The sequence below is a fragment of the Brucella anthropi genome (assembly GCF_046630315.1).
Taxonomy (GTDB): Bacteria; Pseudomonadota; Alphaproteobacteria; order Rhizobiales; family Rhizobiaceae; genus Brucella; species Brucella anthropi_A.
Genome location: NZ_LQBD01000037.1, coordinates 12,793 through 27,465, shown reverse-complemented (window position 1 = coordinate 27,465; position 14,673 = coordinate 12,793). Strand labels below are relative to the sequence as shown.

The window sequence follows — 14,673 nt, the reverse complement described above, 5'->3', positions numbered from 1 at the left end:
GCATGAGCGACACGACGGCAACGGAGAAGGACGGCAAGGCGAAGGGTTCCCTGACGGCGCTGCTTACGGCTGTCGCGGTCCTGACCGTCATCGCGGGCGGCGGCGGCTGGTATCTGGGCGGCATGATTTCCGCCGATCAGCGGGCATCGGCCAGATCTTCCGGCAGGGAAGACAAGCCGAAGCAGGGCGATTTCGAATCGCGCGCCATCGGCACTGTCGTGCCCTTGCAGCCGATTGTCACCAATCTCGGCATTCCGCAGAACACCTGGGTGCGTCTTGAAGCGTCGCTGGTGGCAAAGCCGGGCCATGAAATTCCGGCGTCGCTGGCGGCAAGCGTCGGCGACGATTTCCTGAGCTTCCTGCGCAGCGTCAATCTCATGCAATTGCAGGGCGCGGCGGGTCTTGCCTATCTGCGCGCCGATCTGGAAGAACGCGCGCGCCTGCGTTCGCAGGGCGCGGTCGACCGCGTCTTCATCTCGGCGCTGGTGGTAGAATGAAGAAGCTCCTTGGCCTCGGCGTCGTCCTGACGCTCGCTCTCACGGTGTCCGCTCAGGCGCAACAGGCGCTGACGCTCGACAACCTGCTTCCGGCAGGCAGCGGGGCTGCGAGCGGCCAGATCGTGCAGCTGTTCGGGCTTTTGACGGTGCTCTCCATCGCGCCCGGCATCCTCATCATGGTGACGAGCTTCACGCGCTTCGCCATCGCCTTTTCGCTTTTGCGTTCGGGGCTTGGCCTCCAGACCGCGCCTGCCAGCATGGTGATGATCTCGCTTGCCCTGTTCATGACCTTCTATGTCATGGCGCCCGCCTTCGACCGGGCATGGAACAATGGCGTGCAGCCGCTGATGCGCAATGAAATCACGCAGCAGGCGGCTTTCACCGAAATTTCCCAGCCTTTTCGTGAATTCATGATGCGGCAGGTGCGCGACAAGGACCTGCGGCTCTTTGAAGATCTCGCTGATCCGTCGTTCCGCACTGGCGATGACGGCATTGTCGATTTCCGCGTGCTGGTTCCCGCCTTCATGATTTCGGAACTGCGGCGCGGCTTTGAAATCGGCTTCCTGATCGTGCTGCCATTTCTGGTGATCGATCTCGTTGTGGCAACGCTCACCATGTCCATGGGCATGATGATGCTGCCGCCGACTGTGATCTCGCTGCCATTCAAGATTCTGTTCTTCGTGCTGATCGACGGCTGGAATATTCTGGTCGGCAGCCTGATACGATCCTTCGCCTGACCCATTTTGGTACGCTTCGGGCGGTCTGCCCCAAAATTCTTTGCCAGAATCCGCCAAACCGTTAAATTTTAACGGAATAAATTAGCCTTTCTTTAATGTTTGGGTTCTAACTCTCGGCTCATGGTGGGTTTCCGCGCGTTACGCGGCAACAGGCATGATGCCGCTCCACCATGCCGGTAATCCAAAACCCGGCCTGTCCCTCAGATTGTTTTTCCCAAGGGGCAAAAAACTATGGCTAGCATTCTCACAAATTCGTCGGCTCTGACCGCTCTCCAGACGCTTGCTTCGACCAACAAGTCGCTGGAATCGACCCAGAACCGCATCTCGACCGGCCTTCGCATTGGCGAAGCTGCGGACAATGCTTCTTATTGGTCCATCGCAACCTCGATGAAGTCCGACAACAAGGCCAATTCGGCTGTTCAGGACGCTCTCGGCCTCGGCGCTGGCAAGGTTGACACGGCTTACACCGCGATCAACGACATCAAGGACCAGGTTGACGAAATGAAGAAGCTTCTGGTCAGCGCACAGGGCGCCAGCCAGGAAGACCAGAAGAAGATTGCGACGCAGATTTCTGCAATCCAGTCGCAGATCAAGTCCTCGGCAACCAATGCCAACTATGCAGGCTCCAACCTGCTGGTCAATGACGGCACTGCCACTTCGGACCTGAAGGTCGTTGCTTCGTACAACCGCACCGGAAACAGCGTGACGATCGATACGGTCAACGTTGCCGCCACCAAGACGCAGGTTTTTGGAGCGACCACGACCGGTGGCGTAACGACGGTTGACTATACCGCAGGTCTGGCCAAGGACATCGTTGCTACGGCCTTCTTCGATCCGAGCACCGCAGCACTGAATGATGCGGCGATCAAGACGGCTCTGGGCCAGGTGGAAACCGCCCTTAGCGCCCTCACCACCGGTGCAGCAGAACTCGGCGCCGCCAAGTCGCGCATCGACACGCAGAAGAGCTTCATTTCCAAGCTCAGCGATTCGGTTGAAAAGGGCGTCGGCACGCTGGTTGACGCTGACATGAACAAGGAATCGGCACGTCTGTCGGCCTTGCAGGTTCAGCAGCAGCTCGGCGTTCAGGCTCTGTCGATCGCCAACTCGTCCAGCCAATCGATCCTGTCGCTGTTCCGCGGCTAATCCGGGTCACAGCACGGGCGCCGGGTTGCCGGCGCTCGCGAGTTCTCAGGCAAATCAGGGGTTCGCATCCGAACCGGCCTGATCGGATCGGATGTGTTTGGGCGGAAAACGGGGCGCGGGATTTATTCCGCGCCCCAATTCTTTTTCCTGCTTCGGAAGCACCGAGGTCATCAGCCGCCACTTTCGCGCAAGCTTCGCGGGCTAGTTTGCATCCATCATGATGGCGGTGGTGTCGATGCAGCAGAATTTCCAGCAATTGATCGAACAGCTCAAGGGGACGCTCGGCAAGCTCGGCGCGCGAAAACTCGCGGCGCTTGGGCTGGTGGGCGCAGCACTCATGGGCGCGATCCTCTATACGAGCATCTATCTCGGCCGCCCCTCCTATGAGACGCTCTATGTCGGCCTGTCGCGTGATGATGTGAACCGCATGGGCCTCGCGCTCGGTGAGGCAGGCATCCCCTTCGACGTGAAGGCCGATGGCTCCTCCATTCTCGTGCCCATCGGCAAGGCGGAAAATGCCCGCATGTATCTGGCCGAAAAGGGCCTGCCGACCTCCAACAATGCCGGTTATGAGCTGTTCGACAATATGGGGTCGCTCGGCCTCACCTCGTTCATGCAGGAAATCACACGCGTGCGCGCGCTCGAAGGCGAAATCGCCCGCACCATCCAGGCCATTCGCGGCGTGAAAGCCGCCCGCGTCCACATCGTTCTGGCCGAAAAGGGCTCGTTCCGCCGTGGCGACCAGAAGCCGTCCGCCTCGGTGGTCATCCGCGCCGAAGGCGGTTTCGCCGCCGAATCCGCCCAGTCCATCCGCCAGCTGGTCGCCGCCGCCGTACCATCGCTCGATGCTTCTGCCGTCACCGTTCTCGACACCAATGGCCGCCTGCTGGCCTCGGCGGGCGAAGCGGCCAATGGCGCAGCCCTCATGACCGCCTCGCTGGAACAGCAGGTTGCAGGCAATGTGGATGACAGCATCCGCAAGGCGCTGGCGCCCTATCTCGGGCTTGGCCATTTCCAGACCAGCGTTCAGGCGGTGCTGGATACGGATCGCCGCCAGATCAGCGAGACGATCTTCGATCCGGAATCCCGCGTGGAGCGGTCCGTACGCGTTGTCCGTGAAAGCGGCGATTCCCGCAACAACCGCAACGACAACGCAACCGGCGTGGAACAGAACATCCCGCAGGAAGAAATCCAGAACCGCAACGGCGAAAGCTCGACCGAAAAGACCGACCGCCGCGAGGAGCTGACCAATTACGAAATGAACAGCAAGACGGTTTCCACCGTCAGCGACGGCTATGCCGTCAAGCGTCTGTCGATTGCCGTGGTCATCGACCAGGCGCGGCTTCTGGAAACCGCTGGCACCACGCCGCCGCCCGCCAATTTTGTCGACCAGCAGATCACCAAGATCCGCGATCTCGTTGCCACCGCCGCCGGTCTCAACGCGGATCGTGGCGATGTCATCAATGTGACGGCGGTGAACTTCCTCGATCCCGCCGGTGCCGATATGGAGCCGGTTTCCACGCCTTGGACCGATACGGTGCTTCGCCAGAGCGGCTCCTATGTCAATGCGCTTGCCATTCTCGCCGCTGTCGGGCTCCTGATCTGGTTCGGCCTGCGTCCGCTGCTGCGTGACCAGAATGCCAGGCCGACCGGAACGGAAGTGGCTGTCCGCGAGCCGGGCGAAGTGGCGATGCCGAATTTCATCGGCGGCCAGGCGACAGGTGAGGGCGTGCAGGCCGTCATTGGCGGGCCGGAAGCCTATGCCGACCAGATGAAGACCAGCCTCAGCGATCTTCGCCAGCGCATGCGCATGCCCGCAAAGCTGCGTCTGGAACAGATGATCGACATGGATGAGGAGCGCGTCGCCGCTGTTCTCAAGCAGTGGATTCACGAAACCGCCGCGAGCCGTGAGGCCCAACCTGTAAAGGCTTCGATCATGCCGGAGCTTGAGGCGGCCTGACGATGAGCGCACTTTCGCTTAGCCGTTATCTTCCTGATTTTTCGACCCATCATATCGAGGATGAGGCGGTCGAGATCATTGCCGCTCCGGTGTCGCCGAAGCCGCTGAAAGCGCAGGCCGACGATGATGGCGTGGAACGCCGCGTTTCGGCGGAAGACGCAGCGCTTGCCGAACAGGCGGATGTTGCCGCGATCATTGCCGGCGAGGAAGCAAAGCGCGCCGCATTCGAGGCCGGGCGCGAGGATGGCCACCGGGAAGCAGAGGCGCTTTACGAGGCCGAGAAGGCGCGGATTGTCCGCGAGCATGAGACGGAAATCGAGACGCTGCGCGCTGCCTTCTCGCGTGAGCAGGCTTTGTTGCTGGCGGGCAGCCTGACCGATGCCCTGAGCGCGCTGGAGCGCAGCTTTTCCGGCCAGATCGCCGAAATCCTGATGCCCCTGCTGGCGGAAAAGATGGAGCGCGAGGCGGTCGCGGAATTTGCGCGGCGCATTGCGGCGCTGGCGCTTGATGGCGAAGCGCCGGAGATTTCCGGCCCTGCCCGGCTGATCGCGCCGCTGCGGGATCATGCCGCCCTGCTGCCGTCCGGCTGCCGGTTTTCGGAAACCGCGGCGGACGAACTTTCCTTTTCCTTTGGCGAGCGGATGCTGGAAACGCGCATCGCGCCGCTTCTCGACGAATTGAAGGCTGCGGTCCAATGAGCATCGATCCCGAAACCAGGCGTGAGATCATCATTGTTCGCCGTGGCGGCGACGACGACCATGACAGCCATCATGGCGGCGTGTGGAAGATCGCCTATGCCGATTTCATGACGGCCATGATGGCCTTCTTCCTTGTCATGTGGCTCATCAATGCCGCCAATGAGGAAACCAAGGCGGCGGTCGCAAGCTATTTCAATCCCGTCAAGCTGATGGACCGGCATTCGAGCCCCAAGGGTGTGGAGGATGTCGAGGAAAAAGACGGCAAGGTGCGCTATGAGAGCGACCAGAAGGTCGAAAACAGCACCAAGGTCATCAATGATACCACCGTCGCGCCGGTGAGCGAGCAGGAAGAGCGCCAGCTTTTCCGCGAACCCTATGCGGTGCTGTCGGAACTCGCCCACGAAACCGGTGTGTTGCAAAACCAGTCCACCAAGGGCGATGGCGGCATGGCGCAATCCGGTCCGGCGACGGGTGCGGAGGGCGGCGAAGCCTATCGCGATCCGTTCAGCCCGGATTACTGGTCGAGCAAGGCGGTCGAGGACCTGACCCCGCCCGATGCGGCCCCCGCCACGCCGCCCAGGCCGGAAGCAGCCCAGCCGAAACCGGAGGAGACTGCAAAGCCCGCAGAAACACAAGCGCGGCTGATTGCCGACCTGAAAAAGGCGGCGGAAGGCGAAACCGCGAAGGAAAGTGCCGAGGCGAAGAAGGCCGAGCCCATGCCCGATGTGACGGTCGTTCCGGTCGATGGCGGCGTGATGATCCAGCTCACCGACAAGATCGACTACGGCATGTTCACCATCGGATCGGCCAGGCCGGATGCCCGCGTGGTGCAGATGCTGGAGCGCATTGCGCAGGTGATTGCGCGCCAGCCGGGCGAGGTCATCATCAGCGGGCACACGGATGCGCGCCCGTTCAAGAGCGCGACCTATGACAATTGGCGCCTGTCCTCGGCGCGTGCGCAGATGGCCTATTACATGCTGGTGCGCGGCGGGCTTGACGAAAAGCGCGTGCTGCGCGTGGAAGGCTATGCCGACCGCCAGCCCAAGAACAGCAACGATCCGAATGCGGCTGAAAACCGCCGCATCGATATTTTCCTCAAGTCCGCGCCATGAAGCAATATGGGAAGCGGTTCGCCACGCGCTCACTTCTGGCATGGGTCGCGGGCTTCGCCCTGCTGGGGGCGGCCTGTCCGGTCCTTGCGCAAATGCAGGCACCGGCTGAAAGCCGCGCGCTGCCGGTGCTGGAACCCTACAAGCTCGTGCGTTCGCTGCGCATGTTGCAGGATCAGGTCGTCGCCGGAAAGCCGGAAGCGGTGGTGATGCTGAACAAGCTTCTGGGCTTTGTCAGCGCGGATATGGGGCGGGCGCCGAACGAGGTCTGGAACAATCCGGACAATATTTATGCGGCGATCATCTACCTGTTCAATGGCGGCAATCCGGAAGCCGTGCGCAAGGTTCTGGCCGACCTCAAGACGGATGCCGTGCCGCCGGAACTGGTCAAGGGCGCATTGGCCTATGCTTCCGGCCAGACGATTGAGGTGGTGAAGCTTTTTTCGGTTCCGCTGTCATCGGATGTTCCGGCGGAACTGAAGGCATCCATCGTGCTTGTCACCGCCAGCCAGATGACCGCCTTCGATCCGGCAACGGCCCTGATGCGGCTCGATCAGGTGCGGCTCGATGCGCCGGGCACCCTGTTCGAGGAAGCTGCAATCCGCCGCTCGATGCCGATCGCGGCCAAACTGGGCGACGCCGAAAAGATCAGGCTTCTTGCGCGCAACTATTTCCAGCGCTTTCCGCGTTCGCCCTATATGCGTGATTTCATGGCGCAATTTGTCGATGCGGCGCTGAAACTCAACGACCGTATCGGCAATGCGGAACTGGCAAGACTGATCGGCGCGGCTGATCCGGTGATGCAATATTCGCTCTATCTGCAAATCGCGCGCGGCGCGCTTGTCGATGGGCAGACGGAGCGGGCGCGGTTCATGTCGGCGGAAGCGAAAAAGCTTGCCGACAGGCTGAAAGCCGACCCGACCCGCGCCAATCTCTATGCGGCGGCAAGCGATGTGGCGTCGGATTCGGCGGGCAGCGCGCTGCGCGAACTGTCGCAGATTTCGCCCGAAAAATTGCAGGAACCGGACCGAAAATTGCTGAAGGCCGCTGAAGCGGTCGGCACGGTTGTTACCCGCACGCCGGACGCATTGCCGCCCGCAAAACCCGCCCTTACCGAAAGGGATGTGCCGCCGATGGCCGTGGCGCAATCGCAAAACGGCGCGGCGGAAAAGCCGACTCCAACTCCGTCCGCCGTCAACCAGAAACCGGTCAAGAACCAGCCGGAAGACGATTTGCAGAAAACGATGGAAGATGCGCGGCGCAAGCTTGCCGAGATCGATGCCCTGCTAGGAAAGACCGTTCAATGAGCATTGATATTCTGCTGAATTCCACCAGCCGGCTTGCCTCGCTTGCGAGGAATTCCGGCCCTTCCGAGGCAAAGGCTAAGGGCGAGGGAGAGGATAATTCCGATCCGGCAAAATTGTTCAGCGCACTTCTCGAAAAGCCGCAGGGCAAGGTTGAGAAGAAGGACGAAAGCGAAGCCGAGAGCAGTGCGGATGAGGCGGATGTGAAGGCGGAGGAAGGGGCGAACCCGCTCGCCGCATTCGCCTTGCCGCAAAATCTCCTTTCTTTGGCCGTTCCGTCGCCTGATTTGAAAGGGGCAAATCACAATTTTGCCACGGGAAATATCGCGAAAAATGCGGAAAATGCCCCCGATCCACTTTTTGCCTTAATCAAGGATATCGACCCGAAACAGGTCGAGGGGCAGGGCGGTGAATTGCCTGCTGCACGGGTTGGCGAGAAGAAGAGCGTCGTTCAACCGACCGCACCGGCAAGTGCGAAAACCGATCAGCCGATCAATCAGGATGGGCCGAAGGCGACCGGCGAAAGGCCACCTGAAAATCCGGCGGACGATCTCGCCAGCCTTCTCAAAACGGACAAGCCGCAGCAGCCTTCGGGGCAGATGCCGGACAGAACCGATATCCAGCCGCAGCCGACAGCAAGGGGCAATGCGCCCGCCGACGTGAAAGCGGCCACCGCGCCATCGCAGGCAGCAACCCGGATTGCCGACATTCAGGTGGTTTCGGAACGCAGTTTCGGCACGGTCAAGACCTTGCAGATCCGGCTCGATCCGGCGGAACTCGGGGTCGTGACGGCGCGCATCCGCGTCGCGTCGGAAGGGGTTGAGGTGCATCTTGTCGCCGACAAGACCCATGCGGCGGAAGCGCTCGCCGCTGATCGCTCCATGATCGAAAAAGCCCTGAAAACGGCGGGGGTCGCGGACGACGCGAAAATTTCGGTGACTGTCGCGGACCGCAATGCGGCAGGCGCGGTGCAGCAGGCGCAGGCGTCGCAGACTGCAACGCAGCAGCAGGGATTTGACGGGCGAAACGGCGCACAGGCGGGTTTCATGGGCGGTGAGGGCAGGCGGAATGGCGAATCCGGTCAGGCAGGACGCGAGCGTTCGGACATGCAGGCCGCGCAGGAAAGCGGGAACGGCGCTCCTCGCGACGATGGCCGCAGCCGCGGCCTGGTTGTCTGACGGCAATCCGGCCCGCGCAGAAAATATCTGTGAGCGTGAAATGCACCGGGCATCCGCCCGCTATGATGTCCCGCTCGGCATTCTCTATGCGGTCGGGCTGACGGAGACGGGCCGCAAGAATTCCCTGCAACCCTATGCGATGAACATCGAAGGGCGAGCCGAATTCATGCCGTCGCAAATGGCGGCGGTGAGGCGTTTCGATGAGGTTCGGGCCGAGGGCGCGAAACTGATCGACCTCGGTTGCATGCAGATCAACTATTATTATCACGGCAAGGAATTTCCATCGGTCGCCGCGATGCTGATGCCAAGCCGCAATGTCGATTACGCGGCCCGTTTTTTAAAGCAGCTCCGCCAGCGCGAAGGCAACTGGACGATGGCGGTTGCGCGCTATCATGCGGGGCCGAACAACGACCCCGCCCAGAAGCGTTATGTCTGTCGCGTGATGACGAATATGGTCGCCACCGGCTTTGGAAACTGGACGCCTGCGGCGCGAAGCTTCTGCGCGGGCTGAGCCGGAATCCCGGAAAATTTTACAGGTTGCAAGAGAGTGTCTGGTGCACCCATCTTGCGGGCGCTCAATCACAGATTGCGGGGTGTCGCGCAGGCTGTTTTAGCGGCTAAAATTTTAAGCCCTTGTAAAGAATCGTAAAACTTCGTGAGCCGTTAACAGCCGGTTAACCCTCTTCGGCCTAAAGGGGGCGGAGCGTTGCAATCAATGCGATTCCATTAAAATTAGTATATACTAAAAAGCCTCCCAATATATTGTGGGCAATTAATTGCCATTGTTGCCGATTCCTTGCCCCAGCTATTGCTAACGTGCTTGGGCTAACATATTGATTCGGAAGGTGGGGCCGATGATTGTTGTCGTAGACGACAGAGATATAGTGACTGAAGGATACTCTTCCTGGTTCGGTCGCGAAGGCATCACGACGACGGGTTTTACCCCTACCGATTTCGATGAATGGGTGGAGAGCGTTCCGCATCAGGACATCCTGGCGGTGGAGGCTTTCCTGATTGGCGAATGCGCGGACCAGCATCGGCTTCCGGCGCGGATTCGTGAGCGCTGCAAGGCGCCGGTGATCGCCGTCAACGACCGCCCGTCGCTGGAGCATACGCTGGAGCTTTTTCAATCAGGCGTTGACGATGTGGTGCGCAAGCCGGTGCATGTGCGCGAGATCCTTGCGCGCATCAATGCAATCCGCCGCCGCGCTGGCGCGTCCGCCGCGTCCAGCGACAGCGGCACCGAGCTTGGCCCGATCCGTGTTTTTTCCGATGGCCGCGATCCGCAGATCAATGGCGTCGATTTTCCGCTGCCGCGCCGCGAGCGCCGCATTCTGGAATATCTGATTGCCAATCGCGGCCGCCGCCTGAACAAGGCGCAGATTTTCAGCGCGATCTACGGCATTTTCGACAGTGAAGTCGAGGAAAACGTCGTGGAAAGCCACATCAGCAAGCTGCGCAAGAAGCTGCGTGAGCAGCTGGGTTTCGACCCCATCGATTCCAAGCGCTTTCTCGGCTATTGCATCAATATCGAGTAATATTGCTGCATCTGCCGCAATTCCCAGTCTTGCGATTTCAAGCATGGTCCCGGTTTTCGAAATCGCTTCGGTCCCCCCAGTAAAGGCGTAAAAAAACGCGAGGCTACAGTTTCACGCAAGCGTGGTTCTTTAGGCTTGTCGCGGATGAGTGGGTCGGCGCGCCGGTTCCACCGCCCGGTTTTACGGATTCCAGCGTGAAAGCCCGACTTTTCGGCTGGTGCTACAACGATTCAGGAGCTGCCAATGAGCCTCTACGGTATGATGCGGACGGGTGTTTCGGGAATGAACGCGCAGGCCAACCGCCTGTCGGCGGTCGCTGACAACATCGCGAATGCAAGCACCGTCGGTTACAAGCGCGCGGAAACCCAGTTTTCCTCGCTCGTTCTGCCCAGCACCGGCGGGCAGTACAATTCCGGCAGCGTGCTGACCAATGTGCGTTACGGCATTTCCGACCAGGGCGGCATCCGCTCCACATCGTCGACGACCGACCTCGCCATCGATGGCAACGGCTATTTCGTGGTGCAGGGTGCGGACGGCTCCACCTTCCTGACCCGCGCGGGCTCCTTCGTTCCCGACAAGAACGGCAATCTGGTCAATTCAGCCGGCTATTATCTTTTGGGCGCAGGCCCCAACGATCCCGCCGGCGCGCTGACGACGGCCGGTTTGAACATCATCAATGTCAACAGCGCCGCCTTGCCGCCGCAGGCCAGCACCTCGGGCAATTTCACGGTCAATTTGCCGTCTACCGATCAGGTTCCGGCAGCGGGCGAGTTCAATCACAAGACCTCGCTGATCTCCTACAACGACAAGGGCGAGAAGATCACGCTCGATGTCTATTTCACCAAGACCGGCGCGGATGAATGGAGCGTCACCGTCAAGAATGCCGCCGACAATGCGGTGGTGGGCGGCCCTTCCACGCTCACCTTCGATCCGGCGACGGGCACGATGACGTCCGCGGGCGGCATTGCGGTCGATCTGGCGCCTTATGGCGGCCAGAGCCTCAACCTCAATCTGGGGGCCTCGACCCAGCGCGCCGGTGATTACACGATCTCGCAGGCGCAGATCAACGGTCAGGCGCCATCCGCCGTCAAGGGCGTGGATGTGGCCAATGACGGTTCGGTCGTCGCCATCTATGAAAACGGCACGCAGAAGGTGCTGGCGCGCATTCCGCTGGCTACTGTCGCAAGCCCGGACCGCATGACGGTGGTGAGCGGCAATGTGTTCCTGCCCAGCGCGGAATCGGGCGATGTCCGCCTCGGTTTTCCGCAAAGCGAAGGCATGGGCAAGGTCATGTCCGGCACGCTGGAGGAATCCAACGCCGATATCGCGCAGGAGCTGACCGACATGATCGAGGCGCAGCGCAGCTATACCGCCAATTCGAAAGTCTTCCAGACCGGCTCCGAACTGATGGACGTGCTGGTCAATCTGAAGAGATAAATCAAGGTGTTCCGGGCGTTCCGGGGCGGGCAGAGGCTCTCCCCGGAATGGCCGTCAATCCGCTCCGCGCCGGCCACGGGCTGCGGGGCGGGCGCATGGGGCAGGTTCCGTTCAGGCGGGATGGGGGTTCCAGGCAGATGTTTCAGCCGTGTTTCCGGGGGGAAAGCCACTTGATACCCCACCGGGCATACACTTGTAGGATGGGGGTAAGATGTCGCTTAGTTCTGCGCTTCTGACGGCCAAAAGTTCGCTTGCGGCAACGTCCAAGCAGACCTCCGTTGTCTCCCGCAATATTGCGGGCGCCAACGATCCGGATTATTCCCGGCGCACCGCGTCTCTCGTATCGGGGCCTTATGGCTCGCTTTACGTCGGGATCAGCCGGTCGGCGGATGAGGCCATGTTCAACAAGTTCATCCAGTCGAACAGCATGGCGTCTTCCTCGTCCATCCTCGCGGGCGGGCTGGACCGCCTTTCGTCGCTTTATTCGGCGGACAAGTATTCCGGCTCGCCATCGGCCCTGATCGGCGACCTGCGCGATGCGCTCCAGACCTATGCCGCCGCGCCATCCAACAGCACGCTCGGCGACAGTGCCGTATCCACGGCGCAGTCGCTTGCCAATGCGCTCAATGCCGGGAGCAGGCAGGTTCAGGCATTGCGCAACGATGCAGACAGCGAGATTGCGGATTCCGTCGCCAATATCAACGATCTTCTCGCCAAGTTCGAAAAGGTCAATCAGGAGATCGTCGGCGGCACGCGCGCCAATCGCGATGTTTCCGACTATATGGATCAGCGCGATGCGATCCTGAAGCAGCTTTCCGGCGAGATCGGCATCACCACCATGATGCGCGGCGACAATGACATGGTCATTTTTGCCGAAAACGGCGTGACATTATTTGAGACGACGGCGCGCAAGGTGAGCTTCGAACAGTCGACCGTTCTGGCGCCCGGCATTGCCGGCAAGGCGGTGCTGGTGGATGGCGTGCCGCTCAATCACGAGACATTCGACCAGCCTTATGGCACGGGGCGTCTCAGCGGCCTGCTGCAACTGCGCGACCAGATCGCCCCGCAATACCAGATGCAGCTCGACGGGATTGCGCGCAATCTGGTGTCGATGTTCGCGGAAGGCAATGACGGGCTTTTCGTCTGGGCTGGCGCGCCGGGCGGGCCGGAAAATGCCGGGACGATCCGGGTTTCGTCGAGCTTCGTAACATCGCAGGGCGGCAGCCCGACCAAGCTGCGCGACGGGGTCAATGGCCAGTTCAATCCTGATGGCGCCGCCGGTTTCAGCGATCGCCTGCGCGCGCTGAACGAGGCCTTTTCCGAGCCGATGGCATTCGATCCGGCAGCGGGTCTGTCCGCCAGCGCCAGCCTGACGGATTACAGCGCCGCGTCGATCAGCTGGCTTGAGGGCAAGCGCCAGAAGGCCAACAGCGAATTCTCCTATAATGCGACGGTCGCCACCCAGGCGGATGCCGTCCTTTCCAATGCCAACGGCGTCGATATGGACACCGAAATGGCGCTGCTTCTCGATCTTGAACATTCCTATCAGGCATCGAGCCGGGTGCTGACCACGATCAGCGCAATGCTCGACGATCTTCTCAACGCGGTGTGAGGCCAATGAAAGCGCAATCGATTTCCACATTTGGCGCAACGTCGGCCCTCCGAGCCCTCGTGGCGAAGAACAAGGCCGAGATGGTGAAGGCGCAGCAGGAAGCGACCACGGGAACCGTGTTCGATGTCGGCCTGGCGCTGGGCGCGAAGTCCGGCCAGACCATATCCTTGCGCAAGGAATATGACCGGCTGAGCGTGCTGACCGACATGAACAAGCTGGTGCAGCAGCGCATGAATGCGACGCAGACCGCAGCCGGCACGATCATCGAGAACACGCAGACCTTTCTGGGCGACCTGACGGGCGCCAACAATACCGTCGAAAGCGCTGCCACCGTTGCCAAATCGGCAAAATCCATTCTCAATTCCGTCACCGGCCTGCTCAACACCAGCTATAATGGCGAATATATCTTTGCCGGTGTGAACACCGATGTGAAGCCGGTTGCCGATTATACCGAAGGCAGCGCCGCGCAGGCGGCGGTGCGTCAGGCGTTCCAGAACCATTTCGGCTTCGCCATCGACGATCCGCAGGTGGCCGACATCACCGGCGATCAGATGAAGGCCTTTCTGGAAGGCGATTTCGCCGACCAGTTCAACGATGCCAACTGGGCCGCGAACTGGTCGGATGCATCGGACACGGTCATCAAGAGCCGGATTTCGCCGACCGAAACCGCCGATACGTCGATCTCGGCCAATGCCGAAGGTTTCCGCAAGACGATCATGTCGGCGGTCATGGTGGCCGAATTTGCAACCATCGGCCTCAACAGTCAGGCTTTCGAGGCGCTGACCCAACAGGCCATGCAGACCACGACGAGCGCGATCACCGAAACGACCTCGGAGCAGACGACGCTCGGCCTTGCGCAGGCGCGCACCAAGGCCGCCACCACGCGCATCGCGGCGCAGCAGAAGATCCTGAACCAGTCTGTCCTCAATCTGGAGGAAGTCGATCCTTACGAGGCGGCAACCCGCGTGAACGCGCTGAAGACGCAGATCGAAACGTCCTATTCGCTGACGGTTCAGCTGCAGAATATGAGCCTGCTCAACTATCTCAGGTAGTTGGAATGATCAGGACGGACGCAGCATGATGCGAGCCCGTCCGAACTGATAGACGGAGACGCCATGTATCAGATGCGCTACGAAGATGTCATGAATGACGATATGGCGAGCGCCAGGGAACGCGAGCGGGCGCTGTTCGACCGTTCCATCGCGATGCTCGACGCGGCCAAGGCCAATGGAGCCGGCTCGCGCGAGGGGATCGACGCTGCCTATTTCACCACCAAGCTCTGGACCACGATCATCGACGATCTGGGGTCGGAGGATAACGTGCTGCCGAAGGAACTGAAGGCGGCGATCATTTCCGTCGGTATTTTCGTGCTGAAGGAAATCGAGCGCATCCGGCAGGGCGAAAGCAATGATTACGACACGGTAATCGAGATCACGCAGTCGATCCGGGATGGGCTTTGA

General features: G+C 60.8%; 13 protein-coding genes and 1 pseudogene. All 14 read left to right on the top strand.

What is annotated here, in order from left to right:
• Positions 1-2: 2 nt before the first annotated feature.
• The gene (locus AVM02_RS16940; RefSeq protein WP_411508088.1) at positions 3-497 is read left to right on the top strand and encodes a flagellar basal body-associated FliL family protein; all 495 of its coding nucleotides are present in this window, start codon (positions 3-5) and stop codon (positions 495-497) included.
• Positions 494-1,234 (top strand): flagellar type III secretion system pore protein FliP, encoded by a 741-nt coding sequence (fliP, locus tag AVM02_RS16935; RefSeq protein WP_411508087.1) that lies wholly within the window; start codon positions 494-496, stop codon positions 1,232-1,234. The genes AVM02_RS16940 and fliP overlap by 4 nt, the downstream gene beginning before the upstream one ends.
• Positions 1,235-1,465: 231 nt before the next feature.
• Positions 1,466-2,377: a flagellin gene (locus AVM02_RS16930; protein WP_411508086.1), complete on the top strand. Its 912-nt coding sequence runs from the start codon at positions 1,466-1,468 to the stop codon at positions 2,375-2,377.
• 220 nt (positions 2,378-2,597) lie between these two features.
• Positions 2,598-4,337: a flagellar basal-body MS-ring/collar protein FliF gene (gene fliF, locus AVM02_RS16925; protein WP_411508205.1), complete on the top strand. Its 1,740-nt coding sequence runs from the start codon at positions 2,598-2,600 to the stop codon at positions 4,335-4,337.
• A 2-nt stretch (positions 4,338-4,339) separates the two neighbouring features.
• On the top strand, positions 4,340-5,035 hold the full coding sequence (locus AVM02_RS16920; RefSeq protein WP_411508085.1) for a hypothetical protein: 696 nt from the start codon (positions 4,340-4,342) through the stop codon (positions 5,033-5,035).
• Positions 5,032-6,147: a flagellar motor protein MotB gene (locus AVM02_RS16915; protein ID WP_411508084.1), complete on the top strand. Its 1,116-nt coding sequence runs from the start codon at positions 5,032-5,034 to the stop codon at positions 6,145-6,147. Before AVM02_RS16920 ends, AVM02_RS16915 begins: the two co-directional genes overlap by 4 nt.
• Positions 6,144-7,388 (top strand): annotated as a pseudogene (locus AVM02_RS16910) (chemotaxis protein); the annotation flags it as partial. The gene AVM02_RS16915 and the pseudogene AVM02_RS16910, both read left to right, overlap by 4 nt.
• A 59-nt stretch (positions 7,389-7,447) precedes the next feature.
• Positions 7,448-8,626 (top strand): flagellar hook-length control protein FliK, encoded by a 1,179-nt coding sequence (locus AVM02_RS16905; RefSeq protein ID WP_411508083.1) that lies wholly within the window; start codon positions 7,448-7,450, stop codon positions 8,624-8,626.
• A complete protein-coding gene (locus AVM02_RS16900) occupies positions 8,598-9,137 on the top strand; it encodes a transglycosylase SLT domain-containing protein (RefSeq protein ID WP_411508082.1) in 540 nt (179 codons plus the stop codon). The genes AVM02_RS16905 and AVM02_RS16900 overlap by 29 nt, the downstream gene beginning before the upstream one ends.
• 343 nt (positions 9,138-9,480) lie before the next feature.
• On the top strand, positions 9,481-10,164 hold the full coding sequence (gene ftcR, locus AVM02_RS16895) for a flagellar transcriptional regulator FtcR (protein ID WP_411508081.1): 684 nt from the start codon (positions 9,481-9,483) through the stop codon (positions 10,162-10,164).
• 243 nt (positions 10,165-10,407) lie between these two features.
• Positions 10,408-11,601, top strand: coding sequence for a flagellar hook protein FlgE (locus AVM02_RS16890; protein ID WP_411508080.1), 1,194 nt, complete (start codon positions 10,408-10,410; stop codon positions 11,599-11,601).
• A 211-nt stretch (positions 11,602-11,812) separates the two neighbouring features.
• Positions 11,813-13,213, top strand: coding sequence for a flagellar hook-associated protein FlgK (gene flgK, locus AVM02_RS16885; RefSeq protein WP_411508079.1), 1,401 nt, complete (start codon positions 11,813-11,815; stop codon positions 13,211-13,213).
• Positions 13,214-13,218: 5 nt separating this feature from the next.
• Positions 13,219-14,265 carry a flagellar hook-associated family protein gene (locus AVM02_RS16880; RefSeq protein WP_411508078.1) on the top strand — a complete coding sequence of 349 codons (1,047 nt, stop codon included), beginning with the start codon at positions 13,219-13,221 and terminating at the stop codon, positions 14,263-14,265.
• Positions 14,266-14,328: 63 nt separating this feature from the next.
• On the top strand, positions 14,329-14,673 hold the full coding sequence (gene flaF / locus AVM02_RS16875) for a flagellar biosynthesis regulator FlaF (RefSeq protein ID WP_411508077.1): 345 nt from the start codon (positions 14,329-14,331) through the stop codon (positions 14,671-14,673).

Excerpts from the sequence above, each read along its gene's own strand:
- AVM02_RS16940 (WP_411508088.1), top strand. The coding sequence starts at position 3 with ATGAGCGACACGACGGCAACGGAGAAGGACGGCAAGGCGAAGGGTTCC.
- fliP (WP_411508087.1), top strand. The coding sequence starts at position 494 with ATGAAGAAGCTCCTTGGCCTCGGCGTCGTCCTGACGCTCGCTCTCACG.
- AVM02_RS16930 (WP_411508086.1), top strand. The coding sequence starts at position 1,466 with ATGGCTAGCATTCTCACAAATTCGTCGGCTCTGACCGCTCTCCAGACG.
- fliF (WP_411508205.1), top strand. The coding sequence starts at position 2,598 with ATGGCGGTGGTGTCGATGCAGCAGAATTTCCAGCAATTGATCGAACAG.
- AVM02_RS16920 (WP_411508085.1), top strand. The coding sequence starts at position 4,340 with ATGAGCGCACTTTCGCTTAGCCGTTATCTTCCTGATTTTTCGACCCAT.
- AVM02_RS16915 (WP_411508084.1), top strand. The coding sequence starts at position 5,032 with ATGAGCATCGATCCCGAAACCAGGCGTGAGATCATCATTGTTCGCCGT.
- AVM02_RS16905 (WP_411508083.1), top strand. The coding sequence starts at position 7,448 with ATGAGCATTGATATTCTGCTGAATTCCACCAGCCGGCTTGCCTCGCTT.
- AVM02_RS16900 (WP_411508082.1), top strand. The coding sequence starts at position 8,598 with ATGGCCGCAGCCGCGGCCTGGTTGTCTGACGGCAATCCGGCCCGCGCA.
- ftcR (WP_411508081.1), top strand. The coding sequence starts at position 9,481 with ATGATTGTTGTCGTAGACGACAGAGATATAGTGACTGAAGGATACTCT.
- AVM02_RS16890 (WP_411508080.1), top strand. The coding sequence starts at position 10,408 with ATGAGCCTCTACGGTATGATGCGGACGGGTGTTTCGGGAATGAACGCG.
- flgK (WP_411508079.1), top strand. The coding sequence starts at position 11,813 with ATGTCGCTTAGTTCTGCGCTTCTGACGGCCAAAAGTTCGCTTGCGGCA.
- AVM02_RS16880 (WP_411508078.1), top strand. The coding sequence starts at position 13,219 with ATGAAAGCGCAATCGATTTCCACATTTGGCGCAACGTCGGCCCTCCGA.
- flaF (WP_411508077.1), top strand. The coding sequence starts at position 14,329 with ATGTATCAGATGCGCTACGAAGATGTCATGAATGACGATATGGCGAGC.